We start from the raw sequence: 14,873 nt of genomic DNA on the forward strand, positions 1-14,873 counted from the left end.
ACTGTATCGGATACCGAAACATTTGCCTTTGTCGGCCGCCCGTCGCGAACACCTGTCAAAACGGCGCCGAATGCGGTGCCGAATGGCCCGCCGTGTCGGTAATCCCAACATGCGCTGCACCGGCATCGCGCGTGGCGATGCTGGCGAACCGGCGCGGCTGGCAACTCGCCAGCGCACGCTCGTAGACGGCAATGTAGCCGTCGCTCACACGCTGCACGCTGAATTTCTGCAGATCTTCCAACGCCCGCTTGGCCAGCCTCGCGCGCGCATCGCCATCGGTCAGAAGCTGTTCGAGCGCACGCGCGAGACTTGCCGGATCATGCGGCGGCACCAGCACGCCGGCCGCGCCGCCGTCGAGCATCTCCGGAATGCCGCCCACGCGGGTCGCCACGATCGCGCAGCCCTGCTCGCGCGCTTCGCACAGAACGAGACCGGCCGGTTCGTTATGCGAGGCGAGCACGAACACATCGGCTTGCTGGAGATACGCGCGCGGATCGGCAACAAAACCCGCGAAGCGCGCCTGCCGCGCTATGCCCAACTGCGCCGCAAGCTGCTCCATTGCCGTGCGATCCGGACCTTCGCCGACGAGGTAGAGCACCGCGTCAGGCACACGCTCGCGCAATGCGGCGAACGCATGCAACAGATCGCGTATGCCCTTGCGTTCGTACATGCCGGCGAGCGTCACGATGCTCGGACGGGCAAGCGCGGCCGGCTCCGGCGCGCTCGCGTGTGCGAAGCGCGGAGTGCCGAGCGCGCCGTTGCGCACGACGCACAGGCGCGCCTTCGGTATGCCGCGCCGCTCCATCGCTTCGCAGACCGCCTCGCTCACCGCGACCACGCGGTCACCGACGCGCATCATCGTCGCGCTTTTCTGGAACTCGTTGTGCACTGTGGTGACGAGCACGAAACGCCGCCGCAGCACGCCGAAACGCGCGATCAATGCACCGGTCATCATGTGTGCGTGAACGACGTCCGGATCGATTCGCGCAACCAGCCGGTTGAAACCCGCGAGCATCGCCGGCACGAGTGAGGGACGCGGCGATTGCGCCAACATCACGTGGCGCACGCCGTGCCGCGCGAGCAGTTCCTCGAAACCCCCGCCGCCAGAAGCAACCGTCACCTCGTGGCCGGCGCGCGCCTGCACGCAGGCCAGATCGACCATCACATTGACGATGCCGTTGCCGACATTCAGCGCATGGTTGGCAAGATGAACGATTTTCATGGTTGACCTGCAACGTCGATGGAGTTGCGACGGGCAGCCGCGAGCGCGGCCGTCGGCGGTGTGAAGCGATACATCAGCGCTTTGCCGCGCGCGTCTTCCTCGACGAACACGAGGTATTCGCCCGACGCGAGACGCTGCGCGGTGACCGGCATCGGCACGTCGGCCCAGCCGCTCGTCGCGCCGACCTCCCTGCCTGGTGTCAGGCGGCCGACGGCGCGCCCGCTCGCGCGGTCGTAGACCCGCACGGCAGCGCTGCGGGTCTCCGCCGCGAAGATGTACTCGCCTGCCACCGCAAAGCCATTGATCGACAGCCACTCGGGCGCCCCCTTGTCCGGCAGATCGATCACGTAGCGCAGCACCGGCTGGCCGGTTTTCCAGTGGTCGTAACGGGCGAGCTGCGATCCAGCACCATTCCAGTTGTCCTGATTAAATGGACGGGCGCGCGTCGAGCCGGACACGAACAGCGTGTCGTCGTCGGGAAAGTAGTTGAGCCGTGCGATGCGATAGAACGGCGCGGGAGCCGGGCACTGCCGCATTGCGGCGTAACGGTAGACAGGGTTGCCGACGCGGTCGAAGCCTTGCAACGGAAAAGAGCGGATGCCCGCCGCTTCGGTGCCCTGCCAGATGTCGCCGCGGCTATCTACCCACCAGCCGCGCAGCACGGGCGCATCCGTGCCCGTGTCGTTGTGATCGAACGAGGCGGACGAAAAGTCGCCCGCGCCTGTCACGTCGCGCCAGATCCATTCGCCGCGCGCGGGCTGATTGCGCGGCCACGTGCCGTCGATATGCGCTTGCGAAAACAGGCCAGACGGAATCGCCGTCTCGCGATCGTCGGCGAAACGGTAGATGCGCAAATAGGACGAGTACATGTCCGTGGTGTACAGCAGCCGGTGTCCGTCGATGTTGCGCACCATCGGCATGCCACGCTGGCCGCCGAGAGATAGATGAAAGTATGGATCGTACGGATAGCGGAACCGGTCGGCGGTATAGCCGGCATACGACCACTCGTCGCCGGGCGCTCGCGAAAGATCCAGCATAAAGCGCTTGCTGCCGCTATACACGGAAGGCGGATTGCCGTCGACGAACTGCGCACCGTCGACGAACAGCAGCCCCTGCAAGCTGAAGCGCTGCCGCCCATCGGGCGTGTAGCTTTCGAGCAGCGCGCCGTCGTAGGTGCTGGCGCCTGTGCCGAAGCGCCGCGGACCCGCGCCGTTCATCGACACATACACATTGCCCGCGCGGTCCACGCCCACTCCCGTCAAGCCGTTAAAGCGCTGCGGCCCCTGCGCGCCCGCGCGGCCCGAATAAATGCCGCCTTCCTGGCCTAAGCTCGCCGTCCATTTCATTGCCGTTGCCTGCTGCGGATTGCCGGCGGACGCGCCTGTATCCGCGGAAAAAATCAGGACCTGCTGGCGCGCGCCGTTGTCCGCGACGAACAGACGCCCTCGTGCATCGACAGCGAGGTCCACCGGCACGACGCCTCGCGGCAACTGCAGCTCGCCGATCACTGCGCCATTGCGCGCATGGTGCACCACGCGCTGCGCGGCGTCTGTGCGGCTGTTCTCAATGATCCACAGCGAACCGTCGGGCGCGAGTGCAAGACGTCCGGGCTCGCGCACGGCGAATGTGCCGACGGCTTGCATGGTCTGCGCGTCGATAATCTGCACGCGATTCTCGAGCGCGTTCGACACGAAGAGCCGCGTGTCGTCCGCCCCCAGGCCGCGAATCGCGTAATCGCCTTGCGCGGAATAGCGGGAAATCAGCAGGAAGGCGAGCCGGCTCCCGGCGGGGAATTTCACCTGCCCGGCAAAGGGCACGCCGTCGCGAATGTCGGCGCGGCTGCGGCGCGACACGCCTGTCCACACCTCGCCCTCGCGCGGCGACGGTCTGTGCTTCGCGGTCTCGTTGCCGAGGCTCACCATGGTCTGCGCGACATACACATATTCATCGTTGACGGCGATCGCGTCGCCGCCCATCATGCCCCAGCCATGCGTCTCGCCGCCGTGACGCAGCAGCTCGCCGTTGCGATACTGGCCGAGCTCGCCGCCACTCTCGTCCCATGGCGCATTGGTGAACACGTCGCCTTGCGGCGTGACGGCGATCGCCTGCACGTCGATCTGCATCCAGCGTCCGTCGCCGTAACCCCACGTATTGCCGATCCACGACGTTCGATAGGATAGCGAAGCAAATGCACTGGCTGCCCGTGCCTCGGCGGCAGGATTGCTTGCGGCTTCCTGCGCCAGTCGTGCAGATGCCGCACGACTCGCCGGCTGGCTGGCCGGCACCGCACCGCTGCCTGCCCGATGACCGTATGTGCTGTACTCCGACTCGCCTGCCGCGAGCAGCACGACCAACGGCAACGCGAGAGCACAGGCGCACACCAGTCGCTCGAATGTTTTGCGTGTGACGCGTCGCATGATCACGGGCGCGTCAGAATGCGTCGATTGCTTCGCGGTAAATGCGCGCGACCTGTGCGGCCACCACTGGCTGGTCGAAGTTCTTGCGCGCATAGTTCCGGCATGCAGTTGCATCCGGCAACCTGCGCCGGCCGAGCAACGCGTCGGCCATGCCCTCGCCGATCGCCCGAAAGCCGCCCGACCGCAGCACCAGCTCACTCGACAGCGGCGCCACGGCTTCAGGCAGGCCGCCGACCGGCGTCACCAGAACCGGGGTTCCAGCGGCAAGCGATTCGATGGTAGTGAGGCCGAAGCCTTCGAGCGACACTGTCGGGACCACCGAAAGATCGGCCGCGCGGTACCACAGCGGCACGGTGTCATCCGGCACGAAGCCGGCGAGCCGCACGTTGCCTTCGAGGCCGCGCGCGACGATACGCGCCTGCAATTGCGCGGCGAGCGGGCCCTTGCCGGCGATGGTCAGCAGCACGTCCGGCACGAGCGGCGTGACGATCGCCATGGCGTCGATCAGATCCTCGAGTCCCATGCGCGAGACGAGGCGGCGGATGCAGAATATCAGCGGCCGGTCTTCCGCAAGACCGAGTTGCCGGCGCGCCTCGACTTTCGTCACGCGAGTGTCGAAGTGTGCGACGTCGACACAGCCGGGCACGATGCGGATGCTGTCCTCGCCCACGCCATAGGTTTCCTGAAGCAAGCGGGCGAACGCACGCGAGAGCACGATATGACGCGTCGCGCCGCGATAAACGAAGCGTTCGAGAGCGACGCGCAACGCGCGCGACAGTCCGCCCCCGCCTCCCGGATACGATTCCGCCGCCCACGGCCCGTGAAAATGCACGACCTTCGGCACGCCGCGAAACACGCCTGCGGTGGGCGCCGCATACAGTGCGAAGTGCGTCGCGACCACGTCGGGCATACGCGCGGCCCGCAGCACACGCGAATGCCTGCGCGAGCCGAGAAGCCGTGTGCCAAGCTGCGCCTCCGCGCCCGCAAACGATTGCACGCGGCCACCGGATGCGTTCAGCACGCTCGCGCTGCCCGCCACCATGCCGCGCACGTTGACGCCCTGCGCAGGCAGCGTATCGACGAGAGCCTTGAACATGCGGTCAAGGCCACCTGGCCGCTCGTTGAACCAGTGCATGCCGATTTGCAGCGAATCGATTGGAGTCGCGCTCATAGTTTTACCGGCTCGGTCGCGCATCCGGGCGGCAGCGTCTGTGCCACACGCGCTGCATGCACCTGTTCATAGACCGTCAGATAGCGCTCGGCCATGGCCTGCCAACTGAGGCCTCGTGCCACCTCGCGCGCGCGTTCTCCGAGGCTTCGCGCATAGTCTGGATCGTCGGCCACGCGCATGATCGCGGCAGCGAGCGCGGCCGCGTCGTCGGGATCGTCAAGCACGACGCCGCTGTCGCGCGCAATCACTTCGGCGCCGCCGGCCGTGCGCACAGTTATCACCGGCAGGCCGGCGGAGAGCGCCTCCAGCAGCACAAGCCCCATTGGTTCGTAGCGCGAAGGAAACACGAAAGCATCGACCGAGCGCATCAACGCGGGCATGTCCATCACCATGTCCGTGAAATGCACACGCCCCGAAAGGCCGAGCGACTCGACGAGCGCCGGATAAGGACTGTTATGCAGAATGCCCGCCACCGCGAGGTGAACGTTGGTGGACGTATGCACGAGCGCGTGCAGGACCGTGTCGAGATTTTTGCGCGACATGCGCAGATCGCCCGCAAAAAGCAGCATGAACGGCGCCTGCGGCAAGCCGAAACGCGCGCGCTCGGACGCGCCAGGCCGGAACTCGTCGACATCCACGCCGTTATGAATCACCTGCACGCGCGCCCCGCCGATACCCAGCGCACGCACTTCTCCCGCCACTTTCTGCGAAACCGGCACGATCACCCTCGTGTGACGGAACGACCATTTTTCGCAGGCTATGTTGAGCCGCGTATAGAGGACCTGATACGCGTGATAGAAGCTTCGCAGCAAGCGGAATGGATAGAAGCCGCAGCGATACCAGCCGTCATGCACGAAGTGCACCGCGTTGACGTCGGAGCCGGCCCACGCAATGAAGCCGTTCACATGCACCACGTCGAACCCGTTGCGATGCGCGCGAATCCACGCGCCACAGCGCAATGCGAACATCTGGTACTGAACGAGACGCGTTGGCAGACGGCTTCGCGCCACGCGCACGAAACGCACACGCGGATGCTCGACGAGCTCCGGCGCCGCTTCGGCGGCGAGCAGCGTGACCGAATGGCCTGCCGCCAGCGCCGCCAGCACGACTTCGTAGTTCACGCGTCCTTGCCCGTCGTTCTTGCGCACGACATGGGTGACGATGAGAATCCGCATCCTGGTGTCCTTCGTCTGTAATGCGTCAGGCCGGCGAGAACGCCGCACCGCTTTGGGCACGACGTCTTCGCGCATAACGCAGCGAAATAACGGGCAACGTCACGCCGAGAAAGAAGAACATCCCGGAGACCGACGTGAGCGTGTTGACGAAGACCATCATCGAAAAGATAGCGACGGCCACGCCGACGCCGGAATTGGCCAGCAGGTCCGTCGGGTGCATCCGGCTCGCGCGGTACGCGCGCCACAACAGCATCAGCACACCTGTGGTGTACAGCACAGTGCCGGGCCAGCCCATCACAAAGGGCACTTCCATCAGACCGCTGTCGAAGTCGACCCTCGCGGCCGCGGCCTTGTCGTCGGAAAGCTTGGTGCCAAGACCAGTCGAGCCGAGGCCCTGGCCCGCGATATCGGTCAGCGCCGAAGCGAGGAACGTCTTGTAGAACTCCGCGCGGGCCTGGTAGCTGTTGTCCTCGCCGATGTCCTGGATCGTGCTGAAGCGCCGCATCACCGGCTCGGCCACCTGGTCGATCATCATTAGCGGCGCGGCCATCAAGGCGAGGCCGAGCACGCCGGCCACAAGACGCATCCGGCTCTTGCCGTCGAGCATCGTGAATGAATACATCAGTGCAATCGCGAAGCCGCCCCACGTGCTGCGCACGCTCGTCAGCAACAGTGCCGGAATGCCGACGCAGCCGAGTACGATGCGTGCCTTGCCGCGCGCCGCGAGCGACATCTGCAGGATGGTCATGAGCGTGACCGCGAAGGGGCCGCATGAATTCATCGTGCTGCTGACGCGCATGCCGAAAGGCACAGGCTGTCCTTCGGACGCCATCTTCGACGAGATCAGCCAGAAGGCATCCCATGGCATCGGCGAGACGAATTCCAGCAGACCGTAGAAACTCATCAGGAGTCCGCCATAAACGAACGTCTTCAGCAACACGCGGTGATAGTCCGGATAGTGGCGCCAGGTCACCGTCATATAGAAGGCGACCATCACCGGATAAAGCCAGTTGATCAGCGTGAAGGTCGCGGCGGCCGGACCGGCTTGCAGAAAGCCCACCACATATGCATACAGCAGCGCGATCACGATCAGCAAAAGCGGCGCGGCGCGGCGCTGGCCAAATGCTGCAACCTGCTTGACGAGCGTGAATCCCATTAGCGCAACGGCAGCGAGCGGCGCGATCATGATCGGGCTTTGCGGATTGAACTCACCGCTCACGAAGTCGGCAAGACGCCTCACTTCCGGCGTCAGAAAGAACAGCCAGCACACGAAGCCGAGGTAATGCGCAGGCGAGCGCCGATACAGCACAAGCGCAACGGCGAAAGCGCCGGCCGGAAACAACAGCTCGACCACTCTGCCCTGATGCAGCACGATAAGGCCGAGCGTCGCGCCGAACAGCAGCAACGGCAAACGCAGCGGATGTCGAAAACGCGTCGACCTATGGCGGCGTCTGGCCGTGACCGTTCGCGCGTCGCTCGTGCGTGCTGCGCCGCGCCCGCCGTCAGCCGGCGTGCGCAGCGCAAGTCTCGCGCTCGACGGCGTAATCAGCACCGGCTCCATTACAGCATCTCGAACGTATTGACGAGCGCGCTGTCGCGCTCGCGACGCCGCAAAGCTGCGATCGGTTGCGAGCCGCGCACCTGCCGGGTGAGGCCGATGAACGGCACGCCATGTTCGAGATAAGGACCTTCCGTCTTCCGAAAGCCGAACTGCTCATAGAACTCGCGCAAACCGACCGGCGCGCTCACGCGTGCGGCGTGTCCCGGCCAACGCTCGCCAATGGCCTGCAGTACGCGCTCCACGAGCATTTCCGCAGTGCCGTCGCCACGCCGCAACGGACTCGTCAGCACCTTATCGATCACGATGTCGGGATCTTCGGCATCGCCGGGCTGCACGCGAGCGTAAGCAAGAATCGGCATGGGCCGCGCCATGTCCTCCACGGCAAAGACGTGCAGCGAGATTTCGTCGCGACCGTCCGCATCCAGGCACACATGCGACTGCTCGACAACGAACACCGCACTGCGCGCACGCAAGATCAGGTACAGCTCACGCGCACAGAGCTGCTCGAATTCCAGCGTTTTCCAGTTCATCACATTCCCCAGCGGATTCTCTGATGTTCGACGCGGCCGACGCGTCTCGCGGCCCTCGTGAGCCCGATCGACAGGCAGGCCCGTTTTGATGGCTACACGTTAAGGCCGCGATACGGCTGTTTCCGTGCGCCATCGCACTGACGCTGGGCTTTGCCAATTCTTAAATACGAGGCACTGACAACGCGTCGCGTCGCGAGCGCCTATCGAGCCCATGCATTCGCCTCTACGGGTGAATTTCACGAGACCGCTGCACAACAGAGGGACAATCACCATGAAGACCGCCTTGCGACGCATTCTTTCTGAATCGGCTCGCCTCGATGTCGCGCCCGAAAGCCTCGCGGACGACGCGGACCTGTACGCCGCCGGCCTTTCGTCGCTCGCGACCGTGCATCTGATGCTCGCCATCGAAGATGAATTCGACGTCGAGATTCCAGATCGCATGCTCACGCGCCGGCTCTTCTCGAGCATCGATTCGATGGCGGCCGCGGTCACCGAACTGCAACAGGCCAAAGCAGCATGAGCGCCCCGCTACTCGATCCGGCCACAGCGGCGGCATCCACGGCGCTCGCGGCGTTGACGGCGATCGAGCCCGAACCAGGCTGGCGCGCGGCGGCGCAACGCTGTGCCGCTATTGCCGCGCAATTCGCCGACGCCGTCGACACCGAAGCGCGCTTCCCCACCGAGGCATTCGAAGCGCTCAAGCACGAGCGCCTGCTCTCTGCGATGGTGCCGACCTCATGCGGCGGCGCTGGGCTGTCTCTCGCGGAGGTCGGCGCGATTTGCGAAACGCTTGCGCAGGGTTGCGCGTCCACGGCGATGATCTATGCGATGCATCAGATCCAGGTTGCCTGTATCGACGAGCATGGCAGTGCCTCGCCATGGCATCGGCAGTTGCTCGCGCAACTATCGGAGCATCAATGGCTCTTCGCGTCGGCAACGTCTGAAGAAACGATTGGCGGCAACATGCGTACGAGCGCCTGCGCGGTCGAACTCGACGGCGAGCGCTTTCGCATCGAAAAACTCGCGCCGACCATCTCGTATGGTGCGCATGCGGACGCCATTCTGGTCACCGCGCGCCGCACGGCGGAGTCGGCTGCCGCGGACCAGGTGCTGATCGTCGCGTTACGCGAAGCAACGCTGCTCGAACAACGCGGCGCATGGGATTCGATGGGTATGCGCGGCACTTGCAGCGAGGGCTTCAGACTCGTGGCCACAGGTCTTGCCGAACAGATCCTGCCCACGCCCTTCGCCGACATCGCCGACCAGACCATGCTGCCCGTCTCGCACACGCTGTGGGCTTCCGTATGGACAGGCGTGGCCGCCGACGCGGTGAATCGTGCAAAGGCGTTTTTTCGTGCCCAGGCGCGCTCGAAGCCGGGCTCCGTTCCGCCAGCCGGCATGCGCCTCGCGCAAGCCGTCGGTTTACTGCAGATGATGCAGGCTCGGCTCCAGGTTGCGCTCGAAGCTGCACGCGCCGCGCACGCCGCGCGCCTGAATGAATCGCAGGCCGATGCGCCGCTCGCGGCCATGCTTGGCTTTGCATCCGACATGAACACGCTCAAGACCAGCATCTCCTCCACCGCTCTCGAAGTCGTTCATGAAGTGCTGATGATTTGCGGCATGGCCGGCTACAAGAACGGCACACCGTACAGCGTCGGCCGCCATTTGCGCGACCTGTATTCCGCGCCGCTCATGATCAACAACGACCGCATCGCGCAGAACACCGCGAGCCTGTTGCTCGCGCAGCGTCCGGCCGCGCCGGGGAAAGCCTGATGAATATGATGACCCACACCGCCGCGCTCGACGCCGGCCCTACCGATCAGCCGCTTGCGCCGAACTTCCGCGACGAGTTGCTTGCAGCCGGCCTTCTGATCGACACCGGCGAAAACGGCCTCTATGGACGCAGCCAGATCTTCGAGGACGTCGTGGAGCGGTTGAACGTGGCCATCACGCATCTCGGCGCAGATCAGGACCCCGAAGTATTGCGCTTCCCGCCAGCCATGCGCCGGACGGACTTCGAAGATAGCGAATATCTGAAGAGCTTTCCCGATCTCGCCGGCACCATTCACTCGTTTTGCGGGAACGAACTGGGGCACCAGCGCCTCTTGCGGGCGCTCGACGATGCGATGAGCGAGAGCGACGACGAGCGCAACGACGCATGGATGGCGCAGCAGAAACCGACTCGCGTCGTACTCACACCCGCGGCGTGCTATCCGATCTATCCGGTGATGGCGCGGCGCGGTCCGTTGCCTGCCAACGGATGCACCATCGACGTACTGTCGTACTGCTTTCGCCACGAACCATCGCTCGACCCCGCGCGCATGCAGATGTTCCGCCAGCGCGAATATGTGCGGCTCGGCAACCCGCAACAGGTGATGGCGTTCCGCCAGATGTGGATCGAACGTGGCTCGCTGCTCGTTTCCCTGCTGCAATTGCCTGTCGAAGTGGACCTCGCCAACGATCCGTTCTTTGGTCGCGGCGGCAAGATCATCGCAGATAGTCAGCGAGCGCAGGCGCTCAAGTTCGAGCTGCTGATTCCGGTCGCGAATGCCGGCAGCAAGACTGCATGCCTGTCGTTCAACTATCACATGGATCACTTTGGCGGCATCTGGAAGATTGCCTGCGAGGACGGCAGCGTGGCTCACACCGGCTGCGTGGGCTTCGGCATGGAGCGCATCACGCTTGCCCTGTTCCGCCACCACGGCCTTGACGTGAACGCGTGGCCCGACGAAGTGCGCGCCTTGCTGTGGGGCGCAACGCAAACGCGCGTCGCACAGGGCATCGCGCAGATGCACGCACGCGCAGAGGCAGCGGGAGACGGCGCATGAATCCGTCGCTGACACCGCTGCGAAAGCGTACGTTAGGCACGCTAAACACGTCGAGCACCTCGGACACGTTGCAGTTTCCGCGGCGCGATGCGTTGCCAACTGCGAGCGGCACCGGTTCATCGCAGATTGCGACACTTCGTACGACACAGGCGCAGCCACGTCGGCATGAATCGCATGCGCTCCATCAGGGCGAGCGCGTCTGGCAGGAAACCAATTGCTATGTGGATTTGTGGATCGAATTGCTGCACGGCTTCGGCCTCGATCCGCGCGCCGCATTCGGCTTTACTGTCACGCAGGACTTCGAAGGCGATCAGTTCACGTTCTTCAAGTTTCCGCTGGAGGACCTGGAGCGGCTCTACGGCACGCAGGTCCAGGAACTCGCGATCTACGATTCGCTGGAAGCACGCGTGCTCGCGCAAACGTTGCGCGGCCACACCGTGCTCGTCGAAGTGGATGGTTTTTATCTACCGAATACGCGCGCCACCTCGTATCGCCGCGAGCATCCGAAGACCACCGTAGGCATCGACTTTATCGATCCGGACACACGCCGTCTCGGCTATTTTCACAACACCGGCTATCACACGCTCGAGGGTGAGGACTACGACGGCGTGTTTCGCAAGCTGCCGCAATTCGCCCAGCAGCCGGACCTGCTGTTCCCCTATGTGGAGTTCGCCAAGCAGGCGCGGCCCGCACTAGAGGGCATGGCGCTCGCCGAAGCATCGGCGGAATTGTTGTGCGCGCATCTGGGCCGCCGGCCTTTGACCAACCCGATCGCGCAATGGCGTGCCGCGTTTCCCGGGCATCTCGACATATTGCTCGAGCGCGGCGAGACGTTCTTCCATCCCTACTCGTTCAATCTGATGCGGCAGCTCGGCGCAAACTTCGAATTCCTCTCGAAGTACCTGCTGTGGCTCTGCGAACAAGGCTTCGCGATTCCCGCGACGATTCCCGCCGCCGCACAACGTATCGCATCGGAGTCGATGGTGATGCAGTTCCGGCTCGTGCGCGCCATCGCACGCGGGCGCCGCGACCTCTGCGACGACTGTTTCGACGCGCTCGAAAGCGCTTATGAAGAGACACTCCCGCCGCTTGCCGCGCTCGTGTTATGACGCAGGCGCTCGCCCTTGCATTCGAAGACATCTGGCCGCAACGCCTCGACACCGGATGGGAATGCCTGAGCACGCCGGCCGGCGCATGCGCGTCGCCGACTGACTTGCCCGCTGGCGGCTGGCTCGCCGCGCAAGTGCCGGGTACCGTCGCGAGCGCGCGTCGCGCCGCGGGTCTGTTCGACGTCCTGCATCCCACGCCGCTCGCCTTCGACGATCACTGGTATCGCCTGACCTTGCGCGGCACCGGCAAGCGCCGCTTGCGCCTGCATGGGCTTGCGACCATCGCCGAGGTCTGGATGGACGGCATCCGGCGCCTCGACTCCGACTCTATGTTCGTCGCGCACAGTCTCGATATCGAACTGGACGGCAGCGCGTCGCTCGTCATCTGTTTTCGCTCCCTGACGCCAGCGTTGGCGGTAAAACGCTCACGCGCGCGCTGGCGGCCGCGACTCGTCACGCCGCCCACGCTGCGCAACGTGCGTACGACCCTGCTCGGACATATGCCGGGCTGGTGTCCTGCGGTGCACGCCGTTGGGCCGTGGCGGCCCATCGAACTACTAAGCGATGCGCGTTTTGCGATCGACAGCGTGGACCTCACGAGCAAACTGCAGGGCGACGACGGTATTGTTTCGCTAACGCTACATTTCGTTTATCCACACGATGTCGCGGCCAGTGGCGCCTCACTCTGCTGTAGCGGCCATGTTTCACGTCTGCAATGGGTCAATGCATATACACTGACCGGCAGTGTCCGCGTGCCGCGCGTGCAACGCTGGTGGCCCCATACGCATGGGACACCGACTCTATATCCGCTTACGTTGCACCTCGATGACAGCGGCGCATGCACATGGCCACTCGGCTCGATCGGTTTTCGTCAGATCGAAGTGGAACGCGGCGCCGACGGCATGGACTTCGCGCTGCGTATCAACGGCGTGCCGGTGTTCTGCCGCGGCGCGTGCTGGACAAGCGCCGATCTCGTCACGCTCGCGGGCAGCGAAGCGCAACTGCGGCACGCATTCGAACTCGCCCGCGATGCTGGCATGAACATGCTGCGCGTGGGCGGCACCATGGTGTACGAGTCGGACAGGTTTTATGCGTTAGCCGATGAATATGGCCTGCTCATCTGGCAGGACTTCGCTCTGGCGAATTTCGACTATCCGAGCGACGCGGCCTTTAAAGCGTCGATCGAGGCCGAAGCCACGCAGTTTCTCGCCCGCACGCGCCGCCACGTCTCGCTGGCGGTGCTGTGCGGCGGCAGCGAGGCCGAGCAGCAGGCCGCAATGTTCGGGCTGTCACCTTCGATGCGCGCGCAACCAGTGTTCGACGAGTATTTGCCCGCCATCGTCGCGCGTGAACGGCCGGACGTGCCCTATGTTCGCAACTCGCCGTCTGTCGGTGTGTGGCCGTTTTCAACTAATGAGGGCATCACTCACTACTATGGTGTAGGCGCCTATCAACGTCCGCTCGACGACGTGCGCCGCTCCCATGTGCGCTTTGCCGCCGAGTGCGTTGCCTTCGCGAACGTGCCCGACGACTTGACCTTGCGCGAAGCGTTGGGGACGATCCATCCGCACGATCCGCGCTGGAAAGCGGCCGTGCCGCGCGATCCCGGCGCAGGCTGGGACTTCGACGACGTACGCGACCACTATCTTCAGACGCTCTATGGTGTCGAGCCCGCGCGCTTGCGCTATGAAGACCCCGAGCGCTATCTGGAGCTGTCGCGCGCGCTCGTCGCGGAGCTGATGGCCGAAGTGTTCGCCGAATGGCGCAGAGCCGGATCGGCTTGCGGCGGCGGACTGGTCTGGCAGCTTCAGGATTTGCAGGCCGGGGCGGGCTGGGGGCTAATAGACGCCACAGGAAGGCCTAAAAGCGCGCTGCACGGCCTCGCACACACGCTCCAACCCATTCAGGCACTCTTCACCGACGAAGGCCTCAACGGCCTTGATATCCACCTGATCAATGAACGTGCCGACACCTTGCAGGCGAAACTGGAGCTCGTCTGTCTGCGCGACGGCTGCGTGACGGTCGCGTCGGCGAGCCGCACAGTGCGGCTCGCACCGCGTTCTGCTCAGCGCATTTCCGCCGCCGCGTGCCTCGACCGGTTCTTCGATCTGACCTACGCCTACCGTTTCGGCCCGCGCGCGCACGACGTGACGATCGCGACGCTGCGCGACGCGGCGAGCGGGCGGATCGTTTCCGAAGCGTTTCATCTGCCGGACCGGCGCATCGGCGCGCCCGGCGATCCCGGTCTGACGGTCGCTGTAGAACGCGCCGGCGGCGGCTGGCAACTGGTGGTCGAAGCGAAACGTTTTGCGCGCTTCGTTCATATCATTGACCCGCACTATCGCGCCGCGCACGACTGGTTCCACCTCGCGCCGGACCGCCCCTCTATCGTGCCGCTCGTTCCCTTCACATCACAAAGCGTGAACGTTGCACACGCATCGAAAGCGGCCTTTAAAGCCGATGCAACATATGCCGCACCCGCCGGCGAAGTCCGCGCCCTCAATGCGGCGTCCGCCACGTTCTACGGATAAGCCTGTTTTCGGCCGGCCGCGCCTTCGCAACGCGCGCAAAACCGCGCGCTGCGCGAATGCATCTGTCGGGACAGGCCCACCACTGTCGTTTCTTTTGCGACTCCTGAAAACCGTCAATGACCAAACGTACGGCAACCCACGCAGCGGGGTGAACACATCTGAATCAATTCCGGCACATCCCGGACACCGCGTGAAAACGCGCCTTTGCAGAGCGGGACGACCCTGGCGTCGTCCGCGCAAAACCGTTGCAGTCGTTGCGAAGTCAATAGCATCAAGCACTTGGCTCGTATAAAAAGCCCGCCCCCTGTCCGGACGGAGGGAATGGCCGA

Annotated in this window: 11 protein-coding genes; 5 read left to right on the forward strand and 6 right to left on the reverse strand. The window is 64.5% G+C overall.

The features are described 5' to 3' along the window. Positions 1-55: 55 nt before the first annotated feature. Genes A3AC_RS0114945 through A3AC_RS0114970 form a run of 6 tightly spaced genes read right to left on the reverse strand, consistent with a single transcriptional unit; the run spans position 56 to position 8,076 of the window. Positions 56-1,222 (reverse strand): glycosyltransferase family 4 protein, encoded by a 1,167-nt coding sequence (locus tag A3AC_RS0114945; RefSeq protein WP_025599777.1) that lies wholly within the window; start codon positions 1,220-1,222, stop codon positions 56-58. Further along, positions 1,219-3,639, reverse strand: coding sequence for a hypothetical protein (locus A3AC_RS0114950; RefSeq protein ID WP_025599778.1), 2,421 nt, complete (start codon positions 3,637-3,639; stop codon positions 1,219-1,221). Before A3AC_RS0114950 ends, A3AC_RS0114945 begins: the two co-directional genes overlap by 4 nt. Positions 3,640-3,652: 13 nt before the next feature. Continuing rightward, complete coding sequence (locus A3AC_RS0114955) at positions 3,653-4,810, reverse strand: glycosyltransferase family 4 protein (RefSeq protein WP_025599779.1); 1,158 nt, start codon at positions 4,808-4,810, stop codon at positions 3,653-3,655. Continuing rightward, positions 4,807-5,985, reverse strand: a complete 1,179-nt coding sequence (locus A3AC_RS0114960) for a glycosyltransferase family 4 protein (RefSeq protein ID WP_025599781.1) — start codon at positions 5,983-5,985, stop codon at positions 4,807-4,809. The genes A3AC_RS0114955 and A3AC_RS0114960 overlap by 4 nt, the downstream gene beginning before the upstream one ends. A gap of 25 nt (positions 5,986-6,010) precedes the next feature. Continuing rightward, a complete protein-coding gene (locus tag A3AC_RS0114965; protein ID WP_025599782.1) occupies positions 6,011-7,546 on the reverse strand; it encodes an O-antigen ligase family protein in 1,536 nt (511 codons plus the stop codon). Then, complete coding sequence (locus tag A3AC_RS0114970; RefSeq protein ID WP_025599783.1) at positions 7,546-8,076, reverse strand: GNAT family N-acetyltransferase; 531 nt, start codon at positions 8,074-8,076, stop codon at positions 7,546-7,548. The genes A3AC_RS0114965 and A3AC_RS0114970 overlap by 1 nt, the downstream gene beginning before the upstream one ends. Before the next feature lie 271 nt (positions 8,077-8,347). Here A3AC_RS0114970 and A3AC_RS0114975 point away from each other — a divergent pair, with 271 nt between their 5' ends. From A3AC_RS0114975 to A3AC_RS0114995, 5 genes are read left to right on the forward strand one after another with little or no spacing between them, the layout of a single operon-like run. Beyond that, positions 8,348-8,596 (forward strand): acyl carrier protein, encoded by a 249-nt coding sequence (locus A3AC_RS0114975; RefSeq protein ID WP_025599784.1) that lies wholly within the window; start codon positions 8,348-8,350, stop codon positions 8,594-8,596. Then, positions 8,593-9,849 carry an acyl-CoA dehydrogenase family protein gene (locus A3AC_RS0114980; protein ID WP_025599785.1) on the forward strand — a complete coding sequence of 419 codons (1,257 nt, stop codon included), beginning with the start codon at positions 8,593-8,595 and terminating at the stop codon, positions 9,847-9,849. Before A3AC_RS0114975 ends, A3AC_RS0114980 begins: the two co-directional genes overlap by 4 nt. After that, positions 9,849-10,904, forward strand: coding sequence for an amino acid--[acyl-carrier-protein] ligase (locus tag A3AC_RS0114985; RefSeq protein ID WP_025599786.1), 1,056 nt, complete (start codon positions 9,849-9,851; stop codon positions 10,902-10,904). The genes A3AC_RS0114980 and A3AC_RS0114985 overlap by 1 nt, the downstream gene beginning before the upstream one ends. Then, positions 10,901-12,013 (forward strand): DUF1839 family protein, encoded by a 1,113-nt coding sequence (locus tag A3AC_RS0114990; protein WP_025599788.1) that lies wholly within the window; start codon positions 10,901-10,903, stop codon positions 12,011-12,013. The genes A3AC_RS0114985 and A3AC_RS0114990 overlap by 4 nt, the downstream gene beginning before the upstream one ends. After that, positions 12,010-14,544 carry a glycosyl hydrolase 2 galactose-binding domain-containing protein gene (locus A3AC_RS0114995; protein ID WP_025599789.1) on the forward strand — a complete coding sequence of 845 codons (2,535 nt, stop codon included), beginning with the start codon at positions 12,010-12,012 and terminating at the stop codon, positions 14,542-14,544. The genes A3AC_RS0114990 and A3AC_RS0114995 overlap by 4 nt, the downstream gene beginning before the upstream one ends. Positions 14,545-14,873 lie beyond the last annotated feature (329 nt).

The organism is Burkholderia sp. WSM2230, from assembly GCF_000472445.1.
Taxonomy (GTDB): Bacteria; Pseudomonadota; Gammaproteobacteria; order Burkholderiales; family Burkholderiaceae; genus Paraburkholderia.

Excerpts from the sequence above, each read along its gene's own strand:
- A3AC_RS0114945 (WP_025599777.1), bottom strand. The coding sequence starts at position 1,222 with ATGAAAATCGTTCATCTTGCCAACCATGCGCTGAATGTCGGCAACGGC.
- A3AC_RS0114950 (WP_025599778.1), bottom strand. The coding sequence starts at position 3,639 with ATGCGACGCGTCACACGCAAAACATTCGAGCGACTGGTGTGCGCCTGT.
- A3AC_RS0114955 (WP_025599779.1), bottom strand. The coding sequence starts at position 4,810 with ATGAGCGCGACTCCAATCGATTCGCTGCAAATCGGCATGCACTGGTTC.
- A3AC_RS0114960 (WP_025599781.1), bottom strand. The coding sequence starts at position 5,985 with ATGCGGATTCTCATCGTCACCCATGTCGTGCGCAAGAACGACGGGCAA.
- A3AC_RS0114965 (WP_025599782.1), bottom strand. The coding sequence starts at position 7,546 with ATGGAGCCGGTGCTGATTACGCCGTCGAGCGCGAGACTTGCGCTGCGC.
- A3AC_RS0114970 (WP_025599783.1), bottom strand. The coding sequence starts at position 8,076 with ATGAACTGGAAAACGCTGGAATTCGAGCAGCTCTGTGCGCGTGAGCTG.
- A3AC_RS0114975 (WP_025599784.1), top strand. The coding sequence starts at position 8,348 with ATGAAGACCGCCTTGCGACGCATTCTTTCTGAATCGGCTCGCCTCGAT.
- A3AC_RS0114980 (WP_025599785.1), top strand. The coding sequence starts at position 8,593 with ATGAGCGCCCCGCTACTCGATCCGGCCACAGCGGCGGCATCCACGGCG.
- A3AC_RS0114985 (WP_025599786.1), top strand. The coding sequence starts at position 9,849 with ATGAATATGATGACCCACACCGCCGCGCTCGACGCCGGCCCTACCGAT.
- A3AC_RS0114990 (WP_025599788.1), top strand. The coding sequence starts at position 10,901 with ATGAATCCGTCGCTGACACCGCTGCGAAAGCGTACGTTAGGCACGCTA.
- A3AC_RS0114995 (WP_025599789.1), top strand. The coding sequence starts at position 12,010 with ATGACGCAGGCGCTCGCCCTTGCATTCGAAGACATCTGGCCGCAACGC.